At 68.0% G+C, this 17,863-nt stretch carries 17 protein-coding genes; 6 read left to right on the forward strand and 11 right to left on the reverse strand.

The window, feature by feature from the left end; all coding sequences use genetic code 11:
• Nucleotides 1-15: 15 nt before the first annotated feature.
• Together EF294_RS17605 and EF294_RS17610 are read left to right on the forward strand one after the other, a co-directional pair.
• Nucleotides 16-432 carry a hypothetical protein gene (locus tag EF294_RS17605; protein WP_246007933.1) on the forward strand — a complete coding sequence of 139 codons (417 nt, stop codon included), beginning with the start codon at nt 16-18 and terminating at the stop codon, nt 430-432.
• Between the two features lie 147 nt (nt 433-579).
• Nucleotides 580-1,050: a hypothetical protein gene (locus EF294_RS17610; protein ID WP_123932268.1), complete on the forward strand. Its 471-nt coding sequence runs from the start codon at nt 580-582 to the stop codon at nt 1,048-1,050.
• Between the two features lie 38 nt (nt 1,051-1,088).
• On the opposite strand, the gene EF294_RS17615 is transcribed toward EF294_RS17610, so the two are convergent.
• The 4 genes from EF294_RS17615 to EF294_RS17630 form a co-directional block, all read right to left on the reverse strand.
• On the reverse strand, nt 1,089-2,549 hold the full coding sequence (locus EF294_RS17615; RefSeq protein ID WP_123932269.1) for an aldehyde dehydrogenase (NADP(+)): 1,461 nt from the start codon (nt 2,547-2,549) through the stop codon (nt 1,089-1,091).
• A gap of 320 nt (nt 2,550-2,869) precedes the next feature.
• Nucleotides 2,870-5,131 carry an AAA family ATPase gene (locus tag EF294_RS17620; protein WP_123932270.1) on the reverse strand — a complete coding sequence of 754 codons (2,262 nt, stop codon included), beginning with the start codon at nt 5,129-5,131 and terminating at the stop codon, nt 2,870-2,872.
• Nucleotides 5,128-6,159, reverse strand: coding sequence for a CDP-alcohol phosphatidyltransferase family protein (locus EF294_RS17625; RefSeq protein ID WP_123932271.1), 1,032 nt, complete (start codon nt 6,157-6,159; stop codon nt 5,128-5,130). The genes EF294_RS17620 and EF294_RS17625 overlap by 4 nt, the downstream gene beginning before the upstream one ends.
• Nucleotides 6,156-6,893: a phosphatidylserine decarboxylase gene (locus EF294_RS17630; RefSeq protein ID WP_123932329.1), complete on the reverse strand. Its 738-nt coding sequence runs from the start codon at nt 6,891-6,893 to the stop codon at nt 6,156-6,158. Before EF294_RS17630 ends, EF294_RS17625 begins: the two co-directional genes overlap by 4 nt.
• 374 nt (nt 6,894-7,267) lie before the next feature.
• Here EF294_RS17630 and EF294_RS22240 point away from each other — a divergent pair, with 374 nt between their 5' ends.
• Nucleotides 7,268-7,561: a hypothetical protein gene (locus tag EF294_RS22240; RefSeq protein ID WP_246007934.1), complete on the forward strand. Its 294-nt coding sequence runs from the start codon at nt 7,268-7,270 to the stop codon at nt 7,559-7,561.
• 62 nt (nt 7,562-7,623) lie between these two features.
• Here the strand turns inward: EF294_RS22240 and moeA are convergent, their stop codons facing one another.
• Nucleotides 7,624-8,865 (reverse strand): molybdopterin molybdotransferase MoeA, encoded by a 1,242-nt coding sequence (gene moeA, locus EF294_RS17640; protein ID WP_123932272.1) that lies wholly within the window; start codon nt 8,863-8,865, stop codon nt 7,624-7,626.
• Nucleotides 8,866-8,945: 80 nt separating this feature from the next.
• On the opposite strand from moeA, the gene EF294_RS17645 reads away from it, so the two are divergent.
• The gene (locus EF294_RS17645; protein ID WP_123932273.1) at nt 8,946-9,743 is read left to right on the forward strand and encodes an HAD-IIA family hydrolase; all 798 of its coding nucleotides are present in this window, start codon (nt 8,946-8,948) and stop codon (nt 9,741-9,743) included.
• Nucleotides 9,744-9,752: 9 nt separating this feature from the next.
• Here EF294_RS17645 and EF294_RS17650 read toward each other — a convergent pair whose 3' ends face one another.
• The 5 genes from EF294_RS17650 to EF294_RS17670 all read right to left on the reverse strand — a co-directional run bounded on the left by EF294_RS17650 (nt 9,753) and on the right by EF294_RS17670 (nt 14,681).
• Nucleotides 9,753-10,208 (reverse strand): SRPBCC family protein, encoded by a 456-nt coding sequence (locus EF294_RS17650; protein ID WP_123932274.1) that lies wholly within the window; start codon nt 10,206-10,208, stop codon nt 9,753-9,755.
• 119 nt (nt 10,209-10,327) lie between these two features.
• Nucleotides 10,328-10,759 carry a DUF350 domain-containing protein gene (locus tag EF294_RS17655; protein ID WP_123932275.1) on the reverse strand — a complete coding sequence of 144 codons (432 nt, stop codon included), beginning with the start codon at nt 10,757-10,759 and terminating at the stop codon, nt 10,328-10,330.
• Nucleotides 10,760-11,079: 320 nt separating this feature from the next.
• The gene (locus EF294_RS17660; protein ID WP_123932276.1) at nt 11,080-12,192 is read right to left on the reverse strand and encodes an acyl-CoA dehydrogenase family protein; all 1,113 of its coding nucleotides are present in this window, start codon (nt 12,190-12,192) and stop codon (nt 11,080-11,082) included.
• Between the two features lie 49 nt (nt 12,193-12,241).
• On the reverse strand, nt 12,242-13,441 hold the full coding sequence (locus EF294_RS17665) for an acyl-CoA dehydrogenase family protein (protein WP_006372444.1): 1,200 nt from the start codon (nt 13,439-13,441) through the stop codon (nt 12,242-12,244).
• Complete coding sequence (locus tag EF294_RS17670; RefSeq protein ID WP_123932277.1) at nt 13,416-14,681, reverse strand: MFS transporter; 1,266 nt, start codon at nt 14,679-14,681, stop codon at nt 13,416-13,418. The genes EF294_RS17665 and EF294_RS17670 overlap by 26 nt, the downstream gene beginning before the upstream one ends.
• Nucleotides 14,682-14,785: 104 nt before the next feature.
• Between EF294_RS17670 and EF294_RS17675 the strand changes: the two genes are divergently transcribed.
• On the forward strand, nt 14,786-15,379 hold the full coding sequence (locus tag EF294_RS17675; protein ID WP_123932278.1) for a TetR/AcrR family transcriptional regulator: 594 nt from the start codon (nt 14,786-14,788) through the stop codon (nt 15,377-15,379).
• On the opposite strand, the gene EF294_RS17680 is transcribed toward EF294_RS17675, so the two are convergent.
• On the reverse strand, nt 15,380-16,369 hold the full coding sequence (locus tag EF294_RS17680) for an alpha/beta hydrolase (RefSeq protein ID WP_123932279.1): 990 nt from the start codon (nt 16,367-16,369) through the stop codon (nt 15,380-15,382).
• A gap of 74 nt (nt 16,370-16,443) precedes the next feature.
• Here EF294_RS17680 and EF294_RS17685 point away from each other — a divergent pair, with 74 nt between their 5' ends.
• Nucleotides 16,444-17,859 (forward strand): amidase, encoded by a 1,416-nt coding sequence (locus tag EF294_RS17685; protein WP_123932280.1) that lies wholly within the window; start codon nt 16,444-16,446, stop codon nt 17,857-17,859.
• The last annotated feature ends 4 nt before the right edge of the window (nt 17,860-17,863 follow it).

Below are 17,863 nucleotides of genomic sequence, written 5' to 3' on the forward strand. Positions count from 1 at the left end.
CTTACCGTTGCGGGCATGCCCCGGTTCGACAGAGTCGCGGCGACGGCCCTCGCTGTGGTCGTCGCCATTGTCCTGATGCTGTTCGCGACAGGGTGCTCCCACGATGCGCCCGCCCAGCGCGAGGGACTGCCGAAGGATTTCCCATCGTCGCAGGTCCCGCTGATCGACGGGCACGTCATCTCCGGTGACGGCACCAACGACGAGTGGAATGTGGTGGTGCAGGCGCCGGCGAACGCGGGCAACCCGATCGACAAGGCCGTCCGGGCGCTCACCGACGCCGGATACCGGGAGGACGGCCGCGACAGTGTGGGCGGACAAACCGTGGTGCGGCTCTCGGCGTCCAAGGATGGCAAGACCTATTGGGTGAGTGTCGGCATCACCTCGCAGGCCGCGGCCGGAGGGACGTCGGTCTTCTATCACGTCTCGACATAGCCGCACCGCGACGGGTTCACAGTCGACTCACAGGGATCGGGCAGTCCGGACCAAGCGGACGCGGGCACCGTGGTCTTACTTCCATCAGACCCGGATAACGCGCTCCTCAGACGTGCCCGGGCAAACCCGCGAAAGCGAGAGTGACTCATGCCGGCTACCGACGCCACGACCCAGGCCCACGTGCTCGGTCCGAACGAGGGCGATGCCCCGACGACCCGGGTGAGCACACCCGCTCCGGCAGCCCAACCCGCTCCGGCAGCCCAGCCCGTGACGGCGGGCGGCCCGGCGATCCCGTCGAAGACCAAGAACGCCATCATCGCCGGTGGCATCGGACTCGCCGTGGGATTCGGGCTCCTCGGCTTCGGCGCCGGTTACGTCGTCGGCGACTCCGGGTCGTCGACCACACAGCAGCAATTCCCCGGTGCCGGTAATGGCCAGTTCCCGGGCGGGGGCATGAACGGCGGGGGCATGAACGGCCAGATGCCGGGTGGCATGAACGGCCAGATGCCGGGTGGCGGGAATGGCCAGATGCCGGGCGGCGGCAATGGCCAGATGCCGGGCGGGGCCCAGAACGGTCAGATGCCCGCACCACCGCAGACTCAGTCGCAGCCCAGCTGAGCGGAGTGCGGGCCACGCGGTCGGCCCAGCGGACGAGTTCAGTTCGCGCGGGCGCTCGTACGCAATTCCTGCGGAAGTAGTCCGGCAGGGAAGTTCTGGTAGGTGATCGGTCGCAGGAATCGCGCAATTGCCTTGGTGCCCACCGATGTCGTGTGGATGGCAGTGCTCGCCGGGTACGGGCCGCCGTGATGCTGTGCGTCGGTGACGGACACACCTGTGGGCCACTGATTCCACAGCAACCGTCCGGCAGCTCGCGCGAGAGCGTCGGTCAGCGAGTGCATGTCGTCGCCGACGTCGGATTCCTCGCCCTGCACCGTCGCGGTGAGCTGACCGGGCAGCGCGTCGGCGAGGGCCGTGAGTTCTGCGGCATCGGCGTAGGTCACGATGACCGACGACGGCCCGAAACACTCCTGTAGCAACGTCTCCGGGTCGTCGAGGACGCGTGCGGCGGTGGTGCGATGCAGTTGCACGGCGGCGGTGAGAGCATCGTCGCCGTCGACGATATGCAGGGTGCTCACGCCATCGAGGGCAGCGACCTCGCCCACCGCACGATCGAAACCGGCGCGCATCGTCGCGGTGAGCATCGGTGCCGGATCGGGCAGAGTGGCCCGCTCAAGGGCGGCCAGCGTCGCCGAGCCATCGGGAACGATGAGGAGCCCTGGGCTGGTGCAGAACTGACCCATGCCGAGGGTGAACGACGCCACGTACTGTTCGGCGATCTCGGCGCCGCGTGCGCGGTCGGCGGCGGCGGTGACGAACACCGGGTTCACGCTACCCAGCTCGCCGAAGAACGGGATCGGGTCCGGACGCGACGACGCGATGTCGAGCAGGGCGCGCCCACCGCGGGTGGAGCCGGTGAAGGTTGCCGCCCGTACCCGCGGATCGGTCAATGCGGTGATTCCGGCGTCGATCCCGGCGATCGTGCCGAACACACCGACCGGGGCGCCGGTGCTGTGCAGAGCCGAGGTCATGAGGTCGCCGATGCGTACCGAGAGCCGCGGATGGCCGGGATGGATCTTGACCACCACGGGGCAGCCCGCAGCCAGCGCCGAGGCCGTATCTCCGCCCGGGACGCTGAACGCGAACGGGAAGTTGCCCGCCGCGAAGTTGAGGACGACACCCAGCGGTAGGTGCGTGCGGCGCAGATCGGGCCGCGGGGCGCCCATTGGCCAGTCGGGGTCGGCGTGATCGACGATCGGATCGAGGTGCCGGCCGGCGGCGACGTACTGGCCGAGATGGCGCAGTTGGAAGGTGGTGCGGACGAGTTCGCCGCGCAGGCGTCCGAGGGGTAGATGGGACTCCTGCGCGGCCAGGTCGATCAGTTCCTCGCCGTGCGCGTCGAGGACGTCGGCCACCTGCGTCAGTGCGCGAGCCCGGTCGGCCGGCGGGGTGACGGCCCAGGTAGAGGCGGCGCCGTGGGCGGCCGCGACGGCCGCCTCGACCTGATCCGGGGTGGAATCGGCGATGTCGGTGCTGGTCGGGGTGCGTGCGCGGTTCATCTGCAGTCCTTCCGAGGTAGGTCGGGTCGGGTTGGGTGGGGGCCGGGTCAGTGGTAGCCCTTGCCGAGTACTGCTTGGGTGTCCTTGGGTTCGGTGTCCCTGATTTCAGCGTCCTTGGGTTCGGTGTCCTTGATGATCCGCCGCAGCCGGAGGGAAATCTAGGGTGTGTCTCCCAATTCGCTTTGCGGGTCTTGGCGGCCCGATTGCGCCCTGGCCGCGTTGTCGTCGGTCACGATAGCTGCCGCTATCGCTTCCTCCTCCGCCTTGCCAGAACGCAATCGTTCGCGCCAATCCCTCGCAGAAGAATTGGGAGACGCACCCTAGTCGGTGCGTCGCTGGGCGTAGGCGCGGAGATTCGCCACCTGCGCGGCATCCAGCGACGGGCGGACCCGGGTGCGGGCGTCGGCGACGTCGTCGGCGGTGACCGTGGCCGCCTCGATGTTGCGGCGCATCGCCGAGAGTGCGGCCTCCCGCAGCAGAGCCGAGCAGTCGGCGGCCGAGTAGCCGTCGAGATCTGTTGCCAGCGACTCGATGTCGACGTTGTCGGCGAGTGGGACGTTGCGTCCCGAGGTGCGCAGGATGTCGGCGCGTGCCTGCGCATCCGGTGGTGGGACGAAGACCAGTCGCTCGAGTCGGCCCGGCCGCAGCAATGCCGGATCGATCAGATCCGGTCGATTGGTGGCGCCGAGCACGACGACGTCGGCCAGCGGTTCGACGCCGTCGAGTTCGGTGAGCAGCGCGGCGACCACGCGGTCGGAGACGCCGGAATCCGATGACTGGCCGCGTCGGGGCGCCAAGGCGTCCACCTCGTCGAGGAAGATCAGTGAGGGCGCGGATTCCCGTGCGCGGTCGAACAAGTCACGAACCGCGCGCTCGGAGGCGCCGACCCATTTGTCCATCAGTTCGGCGCCCTTGACGGTGTGTACCGAGAGCCGCCCCGACGCGGCCAACGCCCGTATCACGAATGTCTTGCCGCAGCCGGGCGGTCCGTAGAGCAGCACCCCGCGTGGCGGATCGACACCGAGGCGGGTGAACGTGTCGGGATGTTGGAGTGGCCACAGTACTGCCTCGGTCAGCGCCTGACGGGTCTCGACCATGTCGCCGACGTCATCGAGTGTGATCGACCCCAACGAGACCTCCGGCGACGTTGCGCGCGACACCGGTCGGATCACCCCGACAGCGCCCCGCAGGTCCTCGGCGGTCAGTGCCGGTGAGGCCGTCGATCCGGCGGCGGTCACCCGGGCCGCCGCCCGCAGGGCGGCCTCCCGGGTCAGGGCCGCGAGATCGCCGGCGACGAAACCGGGTGTCCGCGAAGAAATCTCGGAGATTTCCAGGTCGCCCTCGGTGGGCACACCGGTGAGGATGGCCGCGAGCAACCGGCCGCGCAAAGCCGCGTCGGGCAGCCCAATCGAGAGCTCTCGATCGCACAGTTGGGGATCGCGCAATCGTGTGTCGACCGCTGCCGGTTGTGTCGTGGTGGCGATCAGTACGATCGTGTCAGGCGGATCATCCCTGCCGGCCAACGCTTCTCGCAGCGTGTCGAGGACGAGTGAGGAGACCGGTTCGGCCTCGACGGGTAGCAGGGCGTCGACGTCGGTGATCAGCAGAACCCCGCCGCCGGGACGCAGTGAGGCTACGGCCTCGGTGACGGCGCGTAGTCGCGAATTCGCCTCGCTCGCACCGACGGTGGGGCCGTCGATCACGGCCAGTGGCCGCCCGGCCGTCACCGCGCGTACCAGCGTCGCTTTGCCCACCCCGGCCGGGCCGGTCAGCAACACTCCCAGGCGCGGGACCGCGCCCAGCGTGCGCAACACCTCGGGCTGATCGAGCGTGATCCGCAGCCACTCGGTCAGTTTCGCCACTTGACTATCGACGCCGACGAGCTCGGCCACCGGCCGCACCGTACCGGCACCCGCGCCCCCGCTGACGGCGCTCGTCACCTCGCCGACGGCGCTTGTCACCTCGCCGACGGCGCTTGTCACCTCGCCGACGGCGCTTGTCACCTCGCCGACGGCGCTCGGCGTGATGGTGCCGGTCCACACCACCGCGGTGTTCGGCTGCACGCTGACCGGTGCGCCGGGGTCGGTGGCGGTCACCGTGAGAAGCTGTGTGGTCCAGGTGATCCCGACGGATCGGGCCAGGGTGCGCACCGCCTCGCTGGCGGTCAGTTCGGGTCCGAGGTCGCGGGGGAGCAGGGAGACGGTGTCGCCCACCGACACCACCTTGCCGAGCAGCGCGCGTCGCAGGGTCTGCGAATCGACGCCCTGGCTTGCCAACGCCGACCCGGTCACCGTCACCCGGGTGGCGGCCTGCACCTGCACCGGCCCGACGACCACCGCGGCGTTCTCGCGGACGCCGGTGTTGGAGAAGGAGATGTCGTCGAGCAGGATCGTGCCGGTCGACGAGTCCGCGGGGGCAGCGGCGACGACGGCCGCGCTCACACGCGCACCGGTGATGCGTACCGCATCCCATTCGCGGAGTCCTAGCGCGGTGAGTGCCTCGGGGTGCACGCGCACGATGCCGCGGCGGGCGTCGCCGGCCGACGGGTTCAGGCGTGCGGTCAGCGTGAGTTGGGCGCTCACGCGGAGGAGCCTTCGGTGTCGTCGGGATGGGACGTTCCGTCCTGACGGGGTGTGATTGCGCCGGTGCCCGCGGGCCGGTGTAGCCCGAGGCGTGCGTGCGATCTTTTCATCGTCTGCCGACGTCGCGGAATCACGCGCCGTCCGGGCGTCTCGCGCGCCATGGCCCGTCGCTCCGCGCGACGTTCGCGCGGTGGCGCGTCCCAGTGTTCGGGGCGTGAGGCCACCCAGCGGCGGGAGCGCCAAGCGAACGGGATGTGCACCGCGTAGCCCGCGATGCCGATGATCATGAGCACATACGGGAAGGTCACCAACAGCGCCGCGCCGATGGCGACCAGGATCAGCAGGACCGGCAGAGCGCGCGGTGACACCTTCGCCGCCTTCAACGACGCCGTCGGTACCCGGCTGGCTGCGAGGAATGCGACGATGAGCAGCCACGTGCACACCACCGGCAGAGACGTCCACCAGCCCGACCCGAACTGCTGCTGCAGTCCGACGGGCAGCAGCGCGATGATGGCGGCGGCCGGTGCAGGCACGCCGACGAAGAAGTCGCGGGTGTACGCGGGTGCGTCGTCGTCATCGAGCAGGGTGTTGAAGCGGGCCAGGCGCAACACGATCGCGCACGTGTACACCAGGCCGATCAGCCAGCCGATGTCGGCATGCTCCATCAGCGTCAGATACACCAGGAATGCCGGCACCACACCGAAATTGATGGCGTCGGCGAGTGAGTCGATCTCCGCGCCGATCTTGGTGGTGGCACCCATCAGACGCGCCACCCGCCCGTCGATGCCGTCGAGCAGCGCGGCCGCGACGAGGAGAGCCAATGCCGCATTGATGTTGTCGTTGGATGCGAACCGGATCGCGGTCATGCCCGCGCAGATCGCAAGAATCGTCAGCGCCGACGGCACGAACATCCGGCCTGCCGATGCCTGACGGCGCAGCCGCGACTGCTCGGCCGGCGGGTGTACGCGTCCGGCCACGCGCGCCGGTGTTCGGTGTAGGGCTCCCGGCCGGTCGGTACGCGGACTCATCGGCCTGCCGCTGGATCGGCGCCCGGACCGAGGACGGCGATCGTCGTCTCGGCGCCGATCGTTCGTTGCCCGAGCCGGACCTGAGGTGTGGTCCCGGGCGGCAGGTAGACGTCCACCCGCGAGCCGAAGCGGATGAGCCCATAGGTGTCGCCGACCGACAGTGCGTCGCCGACCGTGGGGTTGCACACGATTCGACGGGCGAGCAGCCCGGCGATCTGCACGACCGCCACGTCGGTCCCCGTCGCGGTGCGGATGGTCATGGTGGTGCGCTCGTTGACCTCGCTCGCATCAGGCAGGTCGGCCGAGACGAACCGGCCGGGCGTGTGGGTCACCGAGGTCACCGTTCCGGCGATCGGCACGCGCTGCACGTGCACGTCGAACAGCGAGAGGAACACCGAGACCCGGGGGCGCGGGGTGTCGCCGAGCCCGGACTCGGCGGGCGGCACGGCCTCGTCGAGAAGACTCACGGTCCCGTCGGCCGGGGCGGCCACCGCGAACGGATCGGTGGGCGCGACGCGGGCGGGATGCCGGAAGAAGGCCGCGCAGGCACCGGCGGTCAGGACGGCCGGTGTCCGAATCCAGCGGTGACGCCGACCGAGCACCGCGACGGCCGAGGCGGCTGCGACAAAGGGGAGACCCGCCGGGTGGACCGGGGGTACGGTCTCGCGGGCCAGGGTAACCAGATGCGCCGGAGACAATCCGTCTGGTGCGTCCTCACGCGGGCGCCTCGCCACAGTCATCCTCTCCGACGTCGTCAACGCGACCGCTCGCCGCGTCCGTTCAGCTTAGAGCCCCGGGTGTCGGTGGCTCCACGTGCTGGGGGAGCGGTTGTGCATCGACGGCTGTTGCGCACAGTCAGCGAAACCGGTGGCATACGTCACCACATGCATGTTCAATAGCGCACATGTTCGATAGCCGGAATCCGGGCACCCGAGGGTGGCAATGCTCGAGACCGCCCGACTCGACGACTGCGCCGCCGATGCGCCACAGGCACTGTGCCCCGACGATTGAGGGGTAAGGCGTTACGGGCCGAGGTCGGTCTGACGCGCACGGCATCGGTGCGACGAGGTGGCAATTCCTTGGGTTCGCGCGAGCCTTGGCCTCCGCGATGCCGCACACCCCGGGTGATCTCGAGGGCGGCGATCTGACCGAGTGGCGCGCGGCCATCCTGGTGCGCGAAACCGCCTATCTGACAGGCGAATCCCGCGAAGAGATCGATCGCGTCGTCGCGAACGCCGACGGCACCTGCGTGGCGCACAACCGCGCCAAGGAGGCCGACGGCCCGACCTACACACCCATCGACACCGAATACGGGCATATCCTCGACATCACGACGCCGACCGGCGCCTGGCATCGGAGCCTGGCGCCGAACCTAGTCGGCCGGCAGCCCGAGCGGCGATGACCTCGACGTGGCGAAAACCCACACATCCCCATCGAATACGTCCTGCGCATCGGCCGCGCCGGTCACGTCAGCGCAACCACGTCCACCAGGTCGCCGGCCGCCAGTGACACGGTCTCGGCGGGAATGTCGACCAGCGCGTCGGCGTGGGCGAGGTTGCTCAGATGATGTGATGCCGGCGGCCCGACGGTCGTGACAGCCGGTCCGTCGGGGTGGCGGACGAAGACCGCACGCTGGAACTGCCGTTTGCCCGCCGGTGAGGTCAAGGCGGTGGTCAATTGTGCGCGCAGTCGTTGTCGGCGCAGATGCAGGCCCATCGCGGCGCGCAGGGGGTCCCGGATGAACACCTCGAAGGACACCAGCGAACTCACCGGATTGCCGGGCAAGGTCACGATCGGTACGGACCGCCCGGCCGGACTGCGATAGTGCCCGCAGCCCTGGGGCATACCCGGCTGCATTGCGACCTTCACGAACTCCACCCCGCCGGTCATGCCCAGCGCTTCCTTGACGACCTCGAAGGCGCCCGCGCTGACTCCGCCGGAGGTCAGGATGAGGTCGGCGTCGGTGGCGATGTCGTCGAGGCGATGCAAGAACTGGGCCGTGTCGTCGGGGACGAAATGCACGTGCCTGGCCTCGGCGCCGGCCTCGATGGCCGCCGCGGTCAGCATGGCGCCGTTGGATTCGTAGATCTGTCCGTGCTGCAACGGAATTCCCGGCGCCACCAGCTCGGAACCGGTGGACAACACCGCCACCCGCACCGGTCGGAACACGCTCACCGTCGAGAACCCGAGACCACACAGCAACCCGATGTGCGCGGCACCGATCCGGGTGCCGGCCGGCAGCGCGGGCTGCCCGGCGACGATGTCGGAGCCCGCCGGGCGAATGTGTTTACCGGACGGCACCGCGGTGGTGATGCCCACCTGGGTGCCCTCGACGGGTTCGGCGCCGCTGAACACGGCGGTGGTCAGTTCCACCGGCACCACCGCGTCGGCACCGGCCGGCATCGGTGCGCCGGTCATGATGCGGTGCGCAGTTCCCGGTACCAGTGGCGGTGGGTCGACGCGGCCGGCCGGGATGTCGGCGTCGACGCGAAGGTGTACCGGCTGCGCCGGCGTGGCCGCGGTGACGTCGGCCGCCCGGACCGCAAAGCCGTCCATCGCGGAGTTGTCGAAGCCCGGTAACGAGATCGGCGCGACGACGTCGGCGGCGAGTACCCGACCCAGCGCGGCCGTGACGGGCATGGTGACCGGCTCGGGCGTGCCGAACAGACTGGCGACGACCTGCTGGTGTTCGGTGACCGTACGCATGGGCCCAGCATGCCATCGCCCGCACGGCGCTCACGCACCGCCGACGCGCAGGTTCTCCCCGCACACCCTAGATTTGTAGGATGACGCTCGGGTTGCTGATGGACATCGACGGTGTGATGGTCACGTCGTGGAAGGCGCTGCCCGGCGCGGTCGAGGCGGTCCGCATCCTCGCCGATCGTGGCCTGCCGCGGATGTTCTTGACCAACACGACGTCCCGCTCGCGCGGCCAGATCGCCGACGCCCTCAACAGCTGCGGGTTCGAGGTGTCGGCCGGGGAAATCCTCACCGCAGCCAAACTCACCGCCGAATACCTTGCACAGACCTATCCGGGCAAAAAGGCATGGGTACTCAACGAGGGCCCGATTGCCGACGACATGACCGGCATCGCCCTCACCGACGACCCGGCACAGGCGCAGGTCGTGGTGCTCGGCGGCGCCGGGCCGGTGTTCACACATCGAGCGTTGTCGATCGTGCTCGAGCTGATGTTGGCCGGAGTGCCGGTGGTGGCGATGCACCGATCGATGATCTGGTCGACCGCCCAGGGACTGGCCATCGACACCGGCGTCTACCTCGAGGGTCTGGAGAAGGCGTCGGGTCGTAAGATCCGCGCCATCGGCAAACCGTCACCTCTCGGTTTCCGTGCTGCGGTCGAGGTGATGAACCTCGAGCCGACCCAGGTGGTGATGGTCGGTGACGACATGCACAACGACGTCCTCGGTGCGCAAGCGTCGGCGCTGATAGGAGTGCTCGTGCGCACCGGCAAGTTCCGCGAGGAGGCACTCGGCGCCCTACAACGCGACGAGTTCGGACCGGTTCCCGACCACGTCATCGACTCGCTCGCCGACCTGCCCGCCCTCCTCGACAAACTCGACGGATGAGGGCGCGGCTCAGCCCTCGACGGCGCGCTTGATCTTGCCGAGAGTCTCGGCCATCCCGAGCTTCAGCTCGGCCTCGAAGCTCTTGGTGCCGCCCATCAACTTGTTGACGAGCACCGACGACACCGTCGAGGTGGTCCCGCCAGGCGCCTCACGCCGCTCGGTCACGGTGACTCCGTTGGCCTTGGGCGTGATGGTGTAGCTCCACACGGTGCGATTCTCGGCGACGCGGAAACCGAGTTCCTGGTGGGGGGAGAAGCGGACGACTTTCGATGTCGTCGGCCACACCAGCGGTCCGCGGCGGTTGACGTTGATCGTCTTGGTGCCCAGACCCACCGTGCCGCGAACGATCATCTTCACGCACTGCGGACTCCATTCACCCATGCGCTTGAGGTCGGCGATGACCTCCCACACCTGTTCGGGTGTGGCGTTGATGTCGATGGACTCTTCGATGAGTGGTGCGGCCATGCGGTGATCCCCCTGCGTGGTAGTGGTCCGGCCGGACGGCCCGCGCCGTCCTCTCTGGGGAGACTAGGGCACTTATTGAGCAAGCGTCAATAAGCTCATGTGTTAACAAGCCCGGGGCGTCAGGCCAGCAGAACCGCCGCGATCACCGCGCCGATACCGAGGAACACCGTCGCGGTCACCCAGATCGCCGGATGCTCGCCGTCGTCATCGAGTAGCAGGGTGCCGAGCTTGCCGGGGGTGAGCCAGTCGATCAGGACGAACGACCACATCATCACAGCGATAGTCAGTGCGACGTAGACGATGGTGTATACCAGCCCGCGCCACAGCTCGAGGTAGGCGGTGTCGATCACCGAGCAGACCACGACCGCTGCCAGTCCGATCACCATCGAGACAGACAGGATCGTGGCGTTGCGGTTGTGGTCGACCCAGACCAGCTGCCGCAGCCGGCCCGGCGTCACCAGATCGAGGGCGACGAAGCCGACGATCAGCAGCGCGATCCCCACCAGGGAGAACGATGCACCATGTGCCAGATTGTCCCGCAAGCTCTCCACTGAACCTCTCCCGTTCTTGCGCGTCAGCGGCGAACCGCATCCCTGCGGAGAACCCTAGGCCATCACCGGCGTCCGGTCGGGCAAGAAGCCGCGGGCGCGTGGCAGGCGTCGGCGAGAAAAGGTCACACCCTCAGTCGGTCAAACCCTGGATGGGCCAAACCCTTGCGCGGGCCGTGGGTCGATTGTGTACTCGCACACCATGACCTGGTTGTTGCGCCTGCTCGAATCCGAGCACCGGCATCTGCTGAGGGGTGTGGAGAGTCTGTGCCCGGAGGGGGCCGGCGCCACCGATCTCGGCGCCGACCCCGCCCAGGTCGAGATCAGGACAGGGCGACCAGATCGTAGGAGTTGACGTTGCGTGCCAGGTTTTTCACATGCTCGGTCGCGTCGCCGAGCGTGTGGCTGATGGCAGTCAGTCGGCTCGTGTAATGGCCCACCGGGTACTCGGCGGTCATCCCGATACCGCCGTGCATCTGGATCGCCTCCTGCCCGATGTGGCGACCTGAGCGGCAAATCTGCAGCTTGGCGCGTGAGGCGATCACCGGGTCGGCGATCCCGTCGGAGAGGGCGGTTGTGGCATACAGACTCATCGACCGTGCCAGCTCGAGCTGCGCGTACATGTCGGCGGCCCGATGCGTCAGTGCCTGGAAGGTCGCCAGTGTCACCCCGAACTGCTTGCGCGTCTTGAGGTAATCGACGGTGAGGTCGAGTGCGCGTTCCATCGCCCCGACGGCCTCCGCACACAGCGCGGTCTGGATGCCGACCTCGACGTCGGCGAGCAGTGCCGAGGCGTCGCCGGAACCGAGGCGGGTGGCCGGGGCGCCGTCGAAGACGATCTGAGCGCCTCGACGCCGATCGTGGGTGCGGTAGGCGGTCCGGGTCACGCCCTCGGCGTCGGCGTCGACGAGGTACAGGCCGACCTCGCCGTTCTCGCGCGCCGACACGATCAGCTTGTCCGCGCAATCACCGTGCGGCACCAGTGATTTGGTTCCGCTGAGCTTCCCGTCGGCGGCGGTGGTGGCCACCGCGGCCGACGGCCAGCGGTCGCCGGCCTCCTGATGGGCGAAGGCCAGGAGTAACTCGCCGCCGGCCAGGCCGCCGAGGAGTTCTTCGCGCAGGTCGCCTTCGGTGGTCGCGACGATCAGCGAACCCGGAACCAACGCCGCGTCCAGGTACGGCTCAGGCGCCAGTGCTCGGCCGATCTCGCCCATGACCGAGGCGAACTCGACGGGGCCCGCTCCGGCGCCGCCGTCCTCCTCGGGAATGGTCAGGCCGAGAATGCCGATGTCGGCCAACGACTTCCAGACGTCGCGGCTCCAGCCCAGCTCGGTGTCGGTGACCTTGCGCAGCGTCTCGACGTCGTAGGTCTTGCTCAGGACGTCGCGGACGGTGTCGCGCAACATCGTCTGTTCTTCGGACAGTTCGAAATCCATGTGTGTTCCTCGTGTGTCGGGAGGTCGAATGGTCGTGTGTGCGGCGCGATTACAGGCCGAGCACGGCCTTGTCGATGATCTGGCGCTGGACCTCCGACGAACCGCCGTAGATGGTCACCTTGCGGTAGTTCAGATAGGTCGGCACCGACAGCTGCGCCCACTCCGGGGCCTCGATGTCGGCCGATCCGTTGGGCGCGGCCGGGTCGAGGCCGGCGACCGGAAGCGAATCCGGGCCCGCGATGTCGGCGAGCAGCTCCATCGCCTCCTGCTGCAGCTGGCTTCCGCGGAGCTTGAGCAGCGACGACGCGGGGTTGGGCTTGCCGTCGGCCGACGATGCGACCACACGCAGCTGGGTCAGTTCCAGCGCGAGGATCTCGTTCTCGAGTTCGGCCAGGCGCGCGGCGAGGAACGGGTCCTCGATCAGTGGCTTGCCGTCGGCCGCGGTGATCTCACGGGCGAGTTCCTTGGCACGGGCCAGTTTGGTCTTGGTGTAACCCACGCGCGCGATGCCGCTGCGCTCGTTGCCCAGCAAGAACTTCGCCTGCGTCCACCCCTGATTCTCCTCGCCCACGAGGTTCTCCACCGGAACTCGCACGTCGTTGAAGAAGACCTCATTGACCTCGTAGCCGCCGTCGATCAACTGGATCGGACGCAGTTCGACGCCGGGGGTGTCCATCGGGAACAGCAGCATCGAGATGCCGGCCTGCTTCTTGACGTCGGGGTCGGTGCGGCACAGGCAGAAGATCCAGTCGGCAAACTGGCCGAGGGTGGTCCAGGTCTTCTGGCCGTTGACGACGTAGTGGTCGCCGTCGCGCACCGCGCGGGTCTTCAGCGAGGCGAGGTCCGAGCCCGCCTCTGGCTCGGAAAAGCCCTGGCACCACCAGATGTCGAGATTGGCGGTCTTGGGCAGGAAGCGTTCCTTCATCTCCTGCGACCCGAACTGGGCGATGACGGGCCCGATCATGCCCGCGTTGAACGGCAGCATGTCGGGCACCGACGCGAGGCTCATCTCCTCGCGGTAGATGTGGTGCTGGATCGGGGTCCAGTCCTGGCCGCCCCATTCTGTCGGCCAGTGCGGTACGGCATAGCCCGCCTCGTTCATGATGCGGGTGGTGGTGACGATGTCCTCGGGATAGTTCAGCTTCCCGGCGGCCGAGCGTTCGCGCAGGTCCTTGGGGATCGCGGTGGTGAAAAATGTCCGAAGTTCGTCGCGGAAGGCTTCTTCACTTGAACTGAATTTCAGGTGCATGCCTACCTTCATACTCTCCGAGGTGGCGTGCGCAAACCCGGGCCCGGAGATTCGCCCGCCGGCGGGTGCGCGCCGACGCCAGTCCGCCGAGGACGGCGAGTGCGAGCACGTACCCGACGTAGATCGCGACGGTGGCGCGCAGACCGAGGTGTCCGACAACCAGTCCGGCGACCACCGCGGGCACGCTGAAGGCCACGTAACTGACGATGAAGACCGCCGAGAAGACCTGGCCGCGCGCAGGAGCGGGTGTCTGCACGCTGATCGAGTCCAATGCGCCGAGGAAGGTCCCGGCGAATCCGGACCCGGCGATCAGCGAGCCGAGGATGTACACCGGCAGCCACTCGGTGAGCACGCCGGCCAGTGAGATGACCGCACCACCGGCGAGCGCCGGATAACCGAAGGCCAGTTTGGCCTGCGGCGCCCACGACGTGACCAGCAACGAGGTCAGCGCGCCGGCAGCGAAGAAGACGAACAGCAGTAGGCCCGCTTCGGCGTGATTGACGACGCCGAACACGCGCGCCACCACCGATGAGCCGAGCGAGAGGTAGAGGCCACCGAGCGACCATGTGGCCACGAACGCGGGGATGGCCGCCCAGAACAGCGGACGCACCACGGCGGGCACCGACGCCTGCGGAGCCAGGGTGCCGAGCAGGTGACGTCGTGACGAGAAGCCCACGCGCTCAGATGTTTCCGGCACGATCAGCAGTGCGATCAGGAGGACGGCATAGAGGGCGAGGATGATCTCGTAAACCAGGAAGCGAGGGTGGGGGGCGTACTGAACGAGAACGCCGGCCACCGCGACCCCGCCGGCGAGACCGATGGTCGGCCCCGCCCCGGTGATCGCCGACGACAGGCGTGGGCTCGGTGCCATGTCGACGACGGTTGCCGTCAGGGTCCCGATTGCGGCACCGGTCGCCAATCCCTGTAGTGCACGGGCCGCCATCAGGGTCCCGACGCCGTCGGCGACCAGGAACAACACCATGCTCGCGATCAGCAGGACCAGTGCAACTGCGAGAACGGGTCGTCGGCCGATGTGATCGGAGAGCGATCCCACCGACAGCAAGCTGATCAGCATCGTGACGACGTAGATCGCGAAGACGCCGGTCAGGGCGAACGACGAGAAACCCCACAGCTGCTGGTAGACGGGATAGAGCGGCGAGGGCGCCGCCGACGCGAAGAGCACCATTACCACCATGGCGGTGACCACCCAGAACGCGCGGTGCGGATGTAGTCGCGACACGGGGACCTCCGAAGTTGAGCAGTCGGCAAAAGCAAAGGCGTTTGCGTTAGTCAAACTAGCCGAGGTGAGCCCCTAAAGCAACGTAGTTTGCAATAATCGATTCCATGAATGCGACAACGGCAACGAGTGTGCAGGTGGACGCAGGGCAGCACCCACGGCGGCCCGGTGGACGCAGTGCGCGTGTGCAGCAGGCCGTCTACCGAGCCGTGGGACAACTCGTCGGTTCCGGCGAGCGCGAGACCATGACCATTCCGCAGGTCGCCGAGCTCGCCGGGGTCAATCCGACGTCGATCTACCGGCGCTGGGGATCGATCACCGCACTCGTCGAGGAGGTGGCGGTCGCCGCTCTCACCCAGGGCGAGGATCTCCCCGATACCGGCACCCTGCGTGGCGATCTCACCGACTGGGCACAGATCATCGCCGCCGACATCGGGCGGCCCAAACGTCGTTCTTACCTACGGGCAATGATCGTCGCGCGCGATGAACTCGTCGACGAATGCCCGTGCTGGGAGATCCGGCGCGACCAGGCGCAACAGATGGTGGCCCGCGCCGCCGACCGCGGCGAGCCCACGCCGACCGTCGAGCAGATCCTCGACCACATCATCGCGCCGCTCTATCACCACGCCGTGTTCGGCAAGGCCATCGACGACGCGTTCGCTGCGCAACTGGTCGGCGATGTGCTGGCGATGATCGCCTGATCAGCCGCCGATCGCGCGTCGGAAGAACGGCCACGACCGGTGGAGCTGATCCTGCCAGTAGCCCCATGAGTGGGTGCCCGGCGCGCCGACGTCGGCGGTGTAGGGGATGCGCAATCGGTTGAGGCGTCCGAGAAGTTGCTGCGTGCAGATGCTGGTCGCCACCTCGATCCCGCCGCCGAGCACCACCTGATTGGTCAGCGCAATCGGGTCGCGCACCGCCTGCGGGGTGTCGTGCGGACCGGGCAGACCACTGGAGTTGGAGATGTAGAGCGCGGTGCCGCGCAGCTTGCCCGCGTTGATGACGGGATCGTTGGCACGCCACCGCGGCCCGTTGTCGGGACCCCACATGTTCACGGTGTTGCCGCCGCCGCGACCGTCGACGACGAGTTTGATGTACTGCTGCCCCAGCGGGTCCGACGTTGAGGCGCAACCGCTGTAGGACGCTGCCGCCCGGTACAGCCCGCGATGCGCGATCGCCAGATTGAGCACCGAGGTCCCCGACGACGAGATGCCGCCGATCGCGTTGCGCCCGCTCGTGCGGTAGGTCGAATCGATGACCGCGGGCAACTCCGAGCCGAGGAACGTCGACCACTTGTTGACGCCGAGCGTCGGATCACGACGAATCCAGTCGGTGTAGTAACTGTATGCGCCTTGCTCGGGGATGACGACGTAGACGTTCTTGTCGGCGAAGAACGACTCGATGTCGGTTCGGGCGAGCCAGGAGGCGCTGTCCTCACCGCCGCCGGCGCCGTTGAGCAGATACAACACGCCTCGCGCCTGCGACGGATCGCGCGGCTTGATCACTGTCAGGGGGATGTCGCGGTCCATCGCATCGGAGTGCACGACGATGGTGGTGAGCTTCTCCGACGGCGAGCCGGCCGACACCATGTGCCCGGCCGCATGGGCGTCCGGAGCCACACCCGCCGGAACGAGTAGCGCTGCGATGGCCAGCACCGCGATCAGCAATCCACGTCGTGCTCGTCGCGTCATCCCTGGGCCCCGTTTCATGTGCTTGTGGATGGAGTGGACGCTATCAGGGTCGACGCCCGCTAGGGTGGGCGCGCATGAGGCATGTGCATGCATTTGGTGATGACGCACTCGGTCAGTCCGACGCACTCGGCGTGGCAGCGGCCATTGCCGCGGGGGAGATCTCCGCGACCGAGGCCGTCGACGCCGCGCTCGAGCGGATCGACCGGGTCAACCCACAGATCAACGCGATCGCCGTCGATGACAGGGAACGTGCCCGCAAGCGCGCCGCCGCCGACGATTTCGGTGGTGGGGTGTTTGCCGGTGTGCCTTCGGTTATCAAGAACAACACCGTCATGGCGGGCATCCCGACAACCCACGGGTCCGCGGCGGTTGCCGAGCGGGTGGCCACGATCAACGAGCCGTTCACCGACCAACTGCTCGCCACCGGACTCAACATCGTCGGGGCGTCGACGATGCCGGCGTTCGGCCTGACCGCGACGACCGAATTCGTCGACCGTGACCCCACCCGCAATCCCTGGGACACCGACTACTCCTCGGGTGCCTCCTCCGGCGGATCGGCCGCACTCGTCGCAGCGGGGGCGTTGCCGATCGCGCACGGCAACGACGGCGGCGGATCGATCCGAATCCCGGCCGCCGCGTGCGGACTCGTGGGGCTCAAACCCAGCCGCGACCGGGTGGTGGCATCACTCGAGGGCAAGGCGATGCCTATCGACCTCATTGCCAACGGGGTCATCAGCCGCAGTGTGCGCGATACCGCCCACTTCCTCGCCGATGCCGAAAAATACTGTCCGGCAGATAATCTCCCACGCGTGGGGATCGTCGAGGGGTCGTCGGAGCGGCGCCTGCGCATCGCCCTGCTCACCGAGCCGCTGACCGGACAGTTGCTCGACGACGACACCCAGGCCGGCCTGACCGCCACCGCCGAACTCCTCGAAAGCCTGGGCCACCGCACCGAATTCATACCGGTGCCCGTAGACCGTGCCTATGTGACGCAGTTCACCGATTACTGGGCGATGATGGCGTTCTCGCTGGACCGATTCGGAAAACGAATGATCGACAAGGGTTTCGACCGCAGCAAGCTCGATCCGTTCACCCGCGGACTCTCGCGCATGTATCTGCGCCGCATGTGGCGTACGCCGTCGGTGATCCGCGGACTCCGACAGTCGACCGCGCGCTTCCGGGCAACCTTCGCACGCTTCGACGCGGTCCTCTCGCCGACGCTGGCACATACCACGCCGAAGATCGGTTACCTCGATCCCGCAGGAGATTTCGACGAGATCTTCGACCGGCTGACCCGCTACGTCGCGTTCACTCCGGTCAACAATACCTCTGGCGCGCCGGGCATCAGCCTGCCGCTCGCGCAGACCTCGCAGGGCCTGCCCCTCGGCATGCACTTCACCACCGACCTCGGTGACGAGCGCACGCTGCTCGAACTCGCCTACGAACTCGAGGCGGCACAACCGTTCGCACGAATCAACGATGCCGGCTGACGCC

This window comes from Gordonia oryzae (assembly GCF_003797185.1).
GTDB classification, from domain to species: Bacteria; Actinomycetota; Actinomycetes; order Mycobacteriales; family Mycobacteriaceae; genus Gordonia; species Gordonia oryzae.